The organism is Klebsiella sp. MS 92-3 (assembly GCF_000195655.1).
Lineage (GTDB): Bacteria > Pseudomonadota > Gammaproteobacteria > Enterobacterales > Enterobacteriaceae > Klebsiella > Klebsiella pneumoniae.
On the sequence record NZ_GL882872.1, the window covers coordinates 68,719 to 79,679 of the forward strand.

Consider the following 10,961-nt stretch of genomic DNA (forward strand, 5'->3'; position numbering starts at 1 on the left):
AAAAAAAAAAAGCAAAAAAAAAAAAAAAAACGCGGCCCCCCCCCCCCCCCCGGCTTTTACTTAATCCACCAACGGGATTACATATTCGCGATAATCGCGTCGCCAAACTCTGAGCATTTCAGCAGCTTAGCGCCTTCCATCAGACGTTCGAAGTCATAGGTTACGGTCTTGGCGGCGATAGCGCCTTCCATGCCTTTGACAATCAGGTCTGCGGCTTCGAACCACTGCATGTGGCGCAGCATCATCTCTGCGGACAGGATGATGGAGCCCGGGTTCACTTTGTCCTGGCCGGCATACTTCGGCGCAGTACCGTGAGTCGCTTCGAACAGCGCGCACTCGTCGCCGATGTTGGCGCCCGGGGCGATACCGATACCGCCAACCTGCGCCGCCAGGGCGTCAGAGATATAGTCGCCGTTCAGGTTCATACAGGCGATAACGTCGTATTCCGCCGGACGCAGCAGGATCTGCTGCAGGAACGCATCGGCGATCACGTCTTTCACCACGATCTCTTTGCCGGTGTTCGGGTTCTTGATTTTCACCCAAGGACCGCCGTCGATCAGCTCGCCGCCGAACTCTTCGCGAGCCAGCTGGTAGCCCCAGTCTTTGAACGCGCCTTCGGTGAACTTCATGATGTTGCCTTTGTGCACCAGAGTGACGGAGTCACGATCGTTGGTGATCGCGTATTCAATCGCGGCGCGCACCAGGCGTTTGGTGCCTTCTTCAGAGCACGGCTTGATGCCGATGCCGCAATGTTCCGGGAAGCGAATTTTCTTCACACCCATCTCATCGCGCAGGAATTTGATCACTTTGTCTGCTTCCGCAGAGTCGGCTTTCCACTCGATACCGGCATAGATATCTTCTGAGTTTTCACGGAAGATAACCATGTCGGTCAGTTCCGGGTGCTTAACCGGGCTCGGGGTGCCCTGGTAGTAACGTACCGGACGCAGGCAGACGTAGAGGTCCAGCTCCTGGCGCAGCGCCACGTTCAGAGAACGGATGCCGCCGCCGACTGGGGTGGTCAGAGGACCTTTGATAGCAACGCGGTAGTCACGAATCAGATCGAGAGTTTCAGCTGGCAGCCAGACGTCCTGGCCATAGACGTGGGTTGATTTCTCACCGGTGTAAACTTCCATCCAGGAAATTTTACGCTCGCCCTTATAGGCTTTCTCAACGGCGGCATCAACCACTTTCAGCATCGCTGGGGTAACGTCAACGCCGATACCGTCACCTTCAATGAACGGGATAATCGGATTGTGAGGGACGTTCAGTTTGCCGTTTTGCAGGGTGATTTTTTGACCTTCCGCCGGAACTACTACTTTGCTTTCCATTAACCTCTCCTTCGAGCGCTTCTGGTTCTGCTCTTCCCTCTTCACGCGAGCCTGGTGTTGGCTGAGTCGGCCAGCTTCGGCGTACCGGGTCTTCCCGCTAACCGGAGCTATCGCGTCCGTGTCGCCTTCCTGCCTGTAGTGCGAATCGGTTTGAGCAATTTTTTGTTAATAATTTGTAATGAGCATGTCAATACTACCTGAATGTTTGCGTCCATGAAAGGCATTCGTAATTAGGCTATAATGCGGCAATTGATAAAGCCTGAAAATACCATGCAGAAAACTTCATTTAGAAAACATCGCGTTGAGCGATTCAGCACACAACAAGTCACCAGACAACGTAAAGAACGCCAGCCAAAAACTGTGATCTTGTTCAATAAACCCTATGATGTGTTGCCGCAATTTACCGATGAAGCCGGGCGCAGCACGCTGAAAGATTTTATTCCGGTGGCGGGCGTTTACGCCGCAGGTCGGCTCGATCGCGACAGCGAAGGCCTGCTGGTGCTGACCAACGACGGCGCGCTGCAGGCGAAGCTGACCCAGCCGGGTAAGCGCACCGGCAAGATCTACTATGTTCAGGTGGAAGGCGAACCCACGCCCGAGGCGCTGACCGCCTTGCGCGACGGCGTCACCCTTAACGACGGCCCCACCCTGCCTGCCGGCGTAGAACTTGTCGAGGAACCCGTCTGGCTGTGGCCGCGCAACCCGCCGATTCGTGAGCGCAAATCGATTCCCACCCGCTGGTTGAAAATCACGCTCTACGAGGGACGCAACCGCCAGGTGCGCCGGATGACCGCCCACGTCGGCTTCCCCACCCTGCGGCTGATCCGCTACGCCATGGGCGGCTATACCCTCGACGGACTGGCCAACGGCGACTGGCGCAAAGCCGAATAACTGAAAAGGAAAAGCGATGTTTAAACCTCATGTCACCGTTGCCTGCGTGGTTCACGCCCAGGATAAATTTCTCATCGTCGAAGAAACCATTAACGGCAAAGCGCTGTGGAACCAGCCGGCCGGCCATCTCGAGGCCAATGAAACGCTGCTGCAGGCCGCCGAACGTGAACTGTGGGAAGAGACCGGCATTCGCGCCACGCCGCAGCACTTCATCCGCATGCATCAATGGCTGGCTCCCGATAACACGCCGTTTCTGCGCTTCCTGTTCGCCATCGAACTTAGCGATCTGTGCGCCACTGAACCGCACGACAGCGATATCGATCGCTGCCTGTGGCTCAGTGCTGAGGAAATTCTTAACGCGCCGAACCTGCGCTCGCCGCTGGTTGCCGAAAGCATTCGCTGCTACCTGCAGGACCCGCGGCAGCCGCTGTCGCTGATTGGCGCATTTAACTGGCCGTTCACAGGGGGTGAATGAACGGTGAGCGCGTGCTAGAATACGCCGCCTCGAAGTTCAATGTAGCGAGTATTTCCATGTCAGAAAGCCAGAAAAAAGTGATCGTCGGCATGTCCGGCGGCGTCGACTCCTCGGTCTCCGCGTACCTGCTGCTGCAGCAAGGGTATAAGGTGGAAGGCCTGTTCATGAAGAACTGGGAGGAAGACGACGGCGAGGAATACTGCACCGCCGCCGCCGACCTTGCCGATGCGCAAGCGGTCTGCGATAAGCTGGGCATTGAACTGCACACCGTTAACTTTGCCGCCGAATATTGGGATAACGTCTTTGAGCTCTTCCTGGAAGAGTACAAAGCTGGCCGCACGCCGAACCCGGATATTCTGTGCAATAAAGAGATCAAGTTTAAAGCCTTCCTCGAGTTTGCCGCCGAAGACCTCGGCGCCGACTACATCGCCACCGGCCACTATGTGCGCCGCGCCGATGTCAACGGCAAAAGCCAGCTGCTGCGCGGCCTCGACGGCAACAAAGATCAGAGCTACTTCCTCTACACCCTTAGCCACGAGCAGATTGCCCAGAGCCTGTTCCCGGTGGGTGAGCTGGAAAAACCGCAGGTGCGTAAAATCGCCGAAGAGCTGGATCTGATCACCGCGAAGAAAAAAGATTCCACCGGCATCTGCTTTATCGGCGAGCGTAAATTCCGCGATTTCCTTGGCCGCTATCTGCCGGCGCAGCCGGGCAAAATCCTCACCGTCGACGGCGAGGAGATCGGTACCCATCAGGGGCTGATGTACCACACCCTGGGCCAGCGTAAAGGGCTGGGTATCGGCGGCACCAAAGAGGGTAGCGAAGATCCATGGTACGTGGTCGATAAAGACGTTGAGAATAATATTCTTATCGTCGCCCAGGGCCATGACCACCCGCGCCTGATGTCCGTCGGTCTGATTGCCCAACAGCTGCACTGGGTAAACCGTGAACCGCTACAAGGCACCCTGCGCTGCACGGTGAAAACCCGCTATCGCCAGACCGATATCCCCTGCACCGTTACCGCGCTGGATGAAGACCGTATCGAAGTCCGCTTCGATGAGCCGGTCGCGGCGGTGACCCCGGGCCAGTCCGCAGTGTTCTATTTAGGGGAAGTGTGCCTCGGCGGCGGAATTATTGAACAACGACTGCCTCTGCAGTCCTGAACGCGCGTTATTTCCGCCGGGACGAACCGCCCTGGCGGCTGACAAGGAGTATGTGTGGCGAAGAATTACTATGACATCACCCTGGCGCTGGCTGGCGTTTGCCAGGCGGCGCGACTGGTTCAGCAACTGGCGCATCAGGGACATTGCGACAGCGATGCCCTGCATGTGTCGCTGAACAGCATCATCGACCTCGATCCTGAGTCGACGCTGGCGGTGTTCGGTGGCAGTGAAGCCAATCTTCGCCTCGGTCTTGAAACGCTGCTCGGGGTGCTCAATACCAGCAGCCGTCAGGGCCTCAATGCGGAACTCACCCGCTATACCCTGAGCCTGATGGTGCTGGAGCGCAAGCTCGCCGCCAGTAAAGGGGCGATGGACACGCTCGGCAACCGCATCGCCGGCCTGCACCGTCAGCTGGAACACTTTGACCTGCAGTCCGAAACGCTGCTCAGCGCCATGGCGGGCATCTATGTCGATGTGATAAGCCCGCTGGGGCCGCGTATTCAGGTGACCGGCTCCCCTGCCGTGCTGCAAAGCCCGCAGGTGCAGGCGAAAGTTCGCTCAGCGCTGCTGGCGGGTATTCGCGCCGCGGTGCTCTGGCATCAGGTGGGCGGCGGACGTCTGCAGCTTATGTTTTCCCGTAATCGTCTGGTTAACCAGGCAAAGCAAATTCTTGCTCATTTAACCCCGGAGTTGTGATCTATGGAATTATCCTCACTGACCGCCGTTTCCCCTGTAGACGGCCGCTACGGCGATAAAGTCAGCGCGCTGCGCGGTATCTTCAGCGAATTCGGTTTGCTGAAATTCCGCGTTCAGGTGGAAGTACGTTGGCTGCAAAAACTGGCCGCCCACGCAGCGATCAAGGAAGTTCCTGCTTTTGCTGCCGACGCAAACGGTTTCCTTGATAAAATCGTCGCCGATTTCAGCGTTGAAGACGCGGAGCGCATCAAAACCATCGAGCGCACCACTAACCACGACGTGAAAGCGGTAGAGTATTTCCTGAAAGAGAAAGTCGCTGACGTCGCCGAGCTGCACGCGGTATCAGAGTTTATTCACTTCGCCTGTACGTCTGAAGACATCAATAACCTCTCCCACGCGCTGATGCTGAAAACCGCCCGCGACGAAGTGGTTCTGCCTTACTGGCGCAAACTGATTGACGCGGTAAAAGATCTGGCGACCCAGTACCGCGATGTGCCGCTGCTCTCCCGTACCCACGGCCAGCCGGCAACGCCGTCCACCATGGGTAAAGAGATGGCGAACGTCGCCTACCGTATGGAGCGGCAGTATCGTCAGCTGAACCAGGTGGAAATCCTCGGTAAAATCAACGGCGCGGTGGGTAACTACAACGCCCACATCGCCGCCTACCCGGAAGTCGACTGGCATCAGTTCAGCGAAGAGTTCGTTACCTCGCTGGGTATTCAGTGGAACCCGTACACCACGCAGATCGAGCCGCATGACTATATCGCTGAGCTGTTTGACTGCATCGCGCGCTTCAACACCATTCTGATCGACTTCGATCGCGACGTGTGGGGCTATATCGCGCTCAACCACTTCAAACAGAAGACCATCGCCGGGGAAATCGGCTCCTCCACCATGCCGCACAAGGTGAACCCAATTGACTTCGAAAACTCCGAAGGCAATCTCGGCCTGGCCAATGCGGTCATGCAGCACCTGGCCAGCAAACTGCCGGTTTCCCGCTGGCAGCGCGACCTGACCGACTCCACCGTTCTGCGTAACCTCGGCGTGGGCATCGGCTATGCGCTGATCGCCTATCAGTCCACCCTCAAAGGGATCAGCAAGCTGGAGCTGAACCAGGATCGCCTGCTGGACGAACTGGATCACAACTGGGAAGTACTGGCTGAGCCGATCCAGACCGTGATGCGTCGTTACGGTATCGAAAAACCGTACGAGAAGCTGAAAGAGCTGACCCGCGGCAAACGCGTGGACGCGGAAGGGATGAAGCAGTTTATTGACAGCCTCGCCCTGCCGGAAGAGGAAAAAGTGCGTCTCAAAGCGATGACCCCGGCCAACTATATCGGTCGGGCAACCACCATGGTTGACGAGCTGAAGTAATCGCCCTGCCCCTCTTTCCGCCGGAAAGAGGGGCGTTTTATCGCCGGAAAGCGATCAGATCCAAACGTCGTTCACCGCCGTCCGCTCGCCGCCTTCGTGGCCGGTATTCAACACCCCGCGCGGCTCAATCAGCATCAGCTTCGCTTCCGTCTCCGCCGAGGTCTTATGTTCCACCCCGCGCGGCACGACGATCATCTCCCCGGCCTTCACCAGCACATGCCCGTCGCGGAAGTCCACGCGCAATACCCCCTCCACCACCATCAATGTCTCATCGGTTTCCGGGTGGCTGTGCCAGATAAAATCGCCGACGATGCGCACGATCTTGAACTGATAGTCGTTCATCTCAGCCACCACTTTGGGCTGCCATTGTTCGCTGAACAGGGAAAATTTCTGAGCAAGATTAACGAGTTGATACATGGGCTGTCTCCTTATGATAAAGGCAGTCAGCATAGTTCGCCTCGCCGCGGTCACGCTTGAACGATTGTGCAACCTGAACCGCGCTAGCCGCGGATCGCCCGCAGCCAGCGGCCCGGAGAGAGACCAAAGCGGCTGATAAACTGGCGCGTCATGTGGCTCTGGTCGGCAAACCCCGCGTCGGCGGCAATATCCACCAGACGCTCCCCGGCGCGCATCCGCTGGCGGCAAAAATCGAGCCGGCGCATCATGACGTAGCGCCACGGGCTGGTGCCGTACAGCGTTCTGAAATCCCGGCTCAGGCTCCAGCGGTCCCGGCCGCTGACCTGCGACAGGGTGTCGAGGGTCATATCCTGCATAAAACAGGCATGGATATACTCCCGGGCCCTCTCCGCCGCCTGATAATCAAACGCCTGGCGACGGGAACGTTGGCCGCCGACAACGGCCAGGGTCTGCGCCAGGTCGTACAGGGCGTCCTCTTCCTCCAGCGGCTCAAAGGTATCCGTGACCGCTTTCAACAGCGGCTGCGCGGCGCGACGTAGCCGTGGATCCGCCGACAAGCCGTCGGGGATAAACGGCAGTGGCCTACCGCCGAGTATCTTCTGGATCAGCGCCGGTTCGATATAGACCATGCGGTAGTGAAACCCCGCCTCGGTGCCCGCCTCGCCATCGTGTATTTCGTCCGGATGAAGCACCATCGTTCCGCCGGGCAGGCTGTGCTGGAGTCCGCCGCGATAGTGAAAGCTCTGCACGCCGGCGATCGTCTGGCCGATGGCGTAGGTATCATGCCGGTGCGGCTCATAGCCGTGGCCGCCGAAGAAGGCTTCGATGCGTTCCGTCCGGCTGGGCGATTGCGCCAGCCTGACCCAGTCCGCGCTCTGCTGCTGAGACATAATGGATAACCTGCGACGTTCTTGAGGGGTGATTCCAGCACTATTACACAAAAAATTAACATCACCAACCCGCTCGCCGTTCGCATCCTGCCGCTGGGCGTTTACTGAAATTACGCATAGAATGAAGGAGTTCCATGCAGTATGCGCAAAGGGCGCCGCCGAATGCTGGCCAGCCCGGGGGCACCAGGGGCCCTTTTTATAAAAAGCTTTATTTAACAGCCGTTTATATTTTGCGTATATAATGAGCGTCAGACTACTATCGAAAATGCTAGGGAGAACAGCCATGCGCGTACTCGTGGTTGAGGATAATGCCCTGCTGCGTCACCACCTCAAAGTTCAGCTGCAGGAGCTGGGCCATCAGGTCGATGCGGCGGAAGATGCCAGGGAAGCGGACTACTATCTGGGCGAACATCTCCCGGATATCGCCATCGTCGATCTCGGCCTGCCGGATGAAGACGGTTTATCACTGATCCGCCGCTGGCGCAGCCACGACGTGTCGCTGCCGGTGCTGGTGCTGACCGCCCGCGAAGGATGGCAGGATAAAGTGGAAGTGCTGAGCGCCGGGGCGGATGATTACGTCACCAAGCCTTTCCATATTGAAGAGGTTGCCGCCCGCATGCAGGCGCTGCTGCGCCGTAACAGCGGTCTGGCCTCGCAGGTGATCTCCCTGCCGCCGTTCCAGGTCGACCTCTCCCGGCGCGAGCTGTCGGTGAATGACCAGCCGATCAAGCTGACCGCCTTTGAATACACCATTATGGAAACCCTGATCCGTAACCGCGGCAAAGTGGTCAGCAAAGATTCGCTGATGCTCCAGCTTTACCCGGATGCCGAACTGCGAGAAAGCCACACCATCGATGTGCTGATGGGTCGGCTGCGCAAGAAAATTCAGGCTGAATACCCACAGGACGTCATCACCACGGTGCGCGGCCAGGGCTATCTGTTCGAATTGCGCTGATGAAGGGACTGTTGCGGCATATCTTCCCGCTGTCATTACGGGTTCGCTTCCTGCTGGCGACCGCCGGGGTGGTGCTGGTGCTCTCCCTGGCCTACGGCATGGTGGCCCTGGTGGGCTATAGCGTTAGCTTCGATAAAACCACCTTTCGCCTGCTGCGCGGCGAGAGCAATCTCTTTTATATGCTGGCGAGATGGGAAAACGGCGCTATTGACGTCGACATCCCGGAAAACCTGAATATGGAAAGCCCGACGGTGACCCTTATCTACGATGAGCAGGGCAAACTGCTGTGGGCGCAGCGTGATGTTCCCTGGCTGGCGAAACGCATTCAACCGGAATGGCTGAAACGCAATGGCTTCCATGAGATTGAAGCCGATGTCGACAGCAGCAGTATGCTATTGCGCAATAACCATGAGATTCAGGAACAGCTGGACGCTATCCGCGAACAGGGCGACGACTCTGAGATGACCCACTCGGTGGCGATCAACCTCTACCCGGCCACCAGCAAAATGCCTCAGCTCAGCATTGTGGTGGTCGACACCATTCCGGTGGAGCTCAAGCGCAGCTATATGGTGTGGAGCTGGTTTGTCTATGTGCTGGCCGCCAACCTGCTGCTGGTGATCCCCCTGCTGTGGGTCGCCGCCTGGTGGAGCCTGCGGCCCATTGAGTCGCTGGCCAAAGAGGTGCGCGAACTGGAGGAACATCACCGCGAAAAGCTCAATCCCAACACCACTCGCGAGCTGACCCGGCTGGTCAGCAACCTCAACCGCCTGGTTCGCAGCGAGCGCGAACGCTATGACAAATACCGCACTACCCTCACCGATCTCACTCACAGTCTGAAAACGCCGCTGGCGGTGATGCAGAGTACACTGCGCTCGCTGCGCGGCGAGAAGATCAGCGTCGACGAGGCGGAGCCGGTGATGCTGGAGCAGATAAGCCGCATCTCGCAGCAGATTGGTTATTACCTGCATCGCGCCAGCATGCGCAGCGGCGGCACCCTCTTGAGCCGGGAATTACACCCGATCGCCCCCCTGCTTGACAGCCTGACTTCCGCTCTCAACAAGGTCTATCAGCGCAAAGGGGTCAATATCTCGCTCGACATCTCGCCGGAGATCACTTTTGTCGGCGAGCAGAACGATTTTATGGAAGTGATGGGTAACGTTCTTGATAACGCCTGTAAGTATTGTCTGGAGTTCGTGGAAGTTTCCGTGCGCCAGACCACCGACAGCCATCTGCACATCCTGGTGGAAGACGATGGGCCGGGGATCCCGCAGAGCCAGCGCCGGGCCGTTTTCGACCGCGGCCAGCGGGCTGATACCCTGCGTCCCGGCCAGGGGGTAGGGCTCTCCGTTGCGCGTGAAATTGTCGAACAATATGATGGAGAGATCATCGCCGGGGAAAGCCTGCTCGGCGGCGCCTGCATGGAGGTGGTGTTTGGCCGCCAGCAGATGGAAGATAAACAGAGTTAATCGTTGAGATTTTTCACGGCGCCTGCATCGCCAGGGCGCCGCATCCGTTATAATCCCTGTCAGACACCTGCAGTGGAATATCAATATGGATTATCAATTAACGCTTAACTGGCCCGACTTTATCGAACGCTACTGGCAAAAACGGCCGGTGGTATTGAAGCGCGGCTTCGCCAATTTTATCGACCCCCTAAGCCCGGACGAACTGGCAGGACTGGCCATGGAGAGCGAGGTCGATAGCCGCCTTGTCAGCCATCAGGATGGAAAATGGCAGGTCAGTCACGGTCCTTTCGAAAGCTACGATCACCTGAGCGAAAACAACTGGTCCCTGCTGGTGCAGGCGGTTAACCACTGGCATGAACCGTCCGCAGCGCTGATGCATCCGTTCCGTGCCCTGCCGGACTGGCGTATCGACGACCTGATGATCTCCTTCTCGGTGCCGGGAGGCGGCGTCGGCCCGCATCTGGATCAGTATGATGTGTTTATCATTCAGGGCACCGGCCGTCGGCGCTGGCGCGTTGGGGAAAAGGTGCCGATGAAACAGCACTGCCCGCATCCGGACCTGCTGCAGGTTGACCCCTTCGAGGCGATCATCGATGAAGAGATGGAGCCTGGCGATATTCTCTATATTCCGCCGGGATTCCCGCATGAGGGTTATTCGCTGGAAAACTCGCTTAACTATTCGGTCGGCTATCGCGCGCCGAATGCCCGCGAGCTGTTTAGCGGCTTTGCCGACTATGTCCTCCAGCGCGAACTGGGCAGCCAGCGCTACGCCGATCCGGACGTGCCGTCCCGCGACCATCCGGCGGATATTTTACCGACCGAACTCGACCGCCTGCGCGAGATGATGCTGGGTCTGATTAACCAACCGGAGCACTTTAAGCAGTGGTTCGGCGAGTTTATCACCCAGTCGCGTCATGAGCTCGACGTCGCGCCGCCGGAGCCGCCGTATCAGCCAGATGAGATTTACGATCCCCTGCAGCAGGGCGATACCCTGGAACGCCTGGGCGGCCTGCGGGTGCTGCGCATTGACGGCGAGGTATTCGTTAACGGCGAGAAGATCAACTCCCCGCACCGTCCGGCGCTGGACGCCTTAGCCACCCATCTGACGCTGCGCGCCGACCATTTTGGCGATGCGCTGGAAGATCCTTCTTTCCTCGCCATGCTGGCAGCGCTGGTCAACAGCGGCTATTGGTTCTTTGGCGACTGAGCCATCATCCTGCCCGGCGGCGCTGCGCTTGCCGGGTCTACGGGTTCCGCGCTCACCGGCTGAACCGTTGGCCGGATAAGGCGAAGCCGCCATCCGGCA

At 58.2% G+C, this 10,961-nt stretch carries 11 protein-coding genes; 8 read left to right on the forward strand and 3 right to left on the reverse strand.

Annotated features, from left to right (window positions below):
- Positions 1-77: 77 nt before the first annotated feature.
- Positions 78-1,328 carry an NADP-dependent isocitrate dehydrogenase gene (gene icd / locus HMPREF9538_RS00320; RefSeq protein WP_004150800.1) on the reverse strand — a complete coding sequence of 417 codons (1,251 nt, stop codon included), beginning with the start codon at positions 1,326-1,328 and terminating at the stop codon, positions 78-80.
- A gap of 240 nt (positions 1,329-1,568) precedes the next feature.
- On the opposite strand from icd, the gene rluE reads away from it, so the two are divergent.
- The 5 genes from rluE to purB are packed head-to-tail and all read left to right on the forward strand — an operon-like array spanning position 1,569 to position 5,927.
- The gene (gene rluE, locus HMPREF9538_RS00315) at positions 1,569-2,219 is read left to right on the forward strand and encodes a 23S rRNA pseudouridine(2457) synthase RluE (protein ID WP_004150801.1); all 651 of its coding nucleotides are present in this window, start codon (positions 1,569-1,571) and stop codon (positions 2,217-2,219) included.
- Positions 2,220-2,235: 16 nt separating this feature from the next.
- Positions 2,236-2,694 carry an NUDIX hydrolase gene (locus HMPREF9538_RS00310; RefSeq protein ID WP_004150802.1) on the forward strand — a complete coding sequence of 153 codons (459 nt, stop codon included), beginning with the start codon at positions 2,236-2,238 and terminating at the stop codon, positions 2,692-2,694.
- A gap of 56 nt (positions 2,695-2,750) precedes the next feature.
- A complete protein-coding gene (gene mnmA, locus HMPREF9538_RS00305; RefSeq protein ID WP_020316879.1) occupies positions 2,751-3,857 on the forward strand; it encodes a tRNA 2-thiouridine(34) synthase MnmA in 1,107 nt (368 codons plus the stop codon).
- 54 nt (positions 3,858-3,911) lie between these two features.
- A complete protein-coding gene (gene hflD / locus HMPREF9538_RS00300) occupies positions 3,912-4,553 on the forward strand; it encodes a high frequency lysogenization protein HflD (RefSeq protein WP_004140557.1) in 642 nt (213 codons plus the stop codon).
- A gap of 3 nt (positions 4,554-4,556) precedes the next feature.
- Positions 4,557-5,927: an adenylosuccinate lyase gene (gene purB / locus HMPREF9538_RS00295; protein WP_004176557.1), complete on the forward strand. Its 1,371-nt coding sequence runs from the start codon at positions 4,557-4,559 to the stop codon at positions 5,925-5,927.
- Positions 5,928-5,981: 54 nt separating this feature from the next.
- On the opposite strand, the gene HMPREF9538_RS00290 is transcribed toward purB, so the two are convergent.
- A complete protein-coding gene (locus HMPREF9538_RS00290) occupies positions 5,982-6,344 on the reverse strand; it encodes a cupin domain-containing protein (protein ID WP_019705568.1) in 363 nt (120 codons plus the stop codon).
- Positions 6,345-6,427: 83 nt separating this feature from the next.
- The gene (locus HMPREF9538_RS0128660) at positions 6,428-7,234 is read right to left on the reverse strand and encodes an AraC family transcriptional regulator (protein ID WP_004179353.1); all 807 of its coding nucleotides are present in this window, start codon (positions 7,232-7,234) and stop codon (positions 6,428-6,430) included.
- Between the two features lie 283 nt (positions 7,235-7,517).
- Between HMPREF9538_RS0128660 and phoP the strand changes: the two genes are divergently transcribed.
- The 3 genes from phoP to HMPREF9538_RS00275 all read left to right on the forward strand — a co-directional run bounded on the left by phoP (position 7,518) and on the right by HMPREF9538_RS00275 (position 10,862).
- Complete coding sequence (gene phoP, locus HMPREF9538_RS00285; RefSeq protein ID WP_004150807.1) at positions 7,518-8,189, forward strand: two-component system response regulator PhoP; 672 nt, start codon at positions 7,518-7,520, stop codon at positions 8,187-8,189.
- Positions 8,189-9,655, forward strand: a complete 1,467-nt coding sequence (phoQ, locus tag HMPREF9538_RS00280) for a two-component system sensor histidine kinase PhoQ (RefSeq protein ID WP_004147969.1) — start codon at positions 8,189-8,191, stop codon at positions 9,653-9,655. The genes phoP and phoQ overlap by 1 nt, the downstream gene beginning before the upstream one ends.
- Before the next feature lie 85 nt (positions 9,656-9,740).
- Positions 9,741-10,862 carry a cupin domain-containing protein gene (locus HMPREF9538_RS00275; protein ID WP_009486519.1) on the forward strand — a complete coding sequence of 374 codons (1,122 nt, stop codon included), beginning with the start codon at positions 9,741-9,743 and terminating at the stop codon, positions 10,860-10,862.
- Positions 10,863-10,961 lie beyond the last annotated feature (99 nt).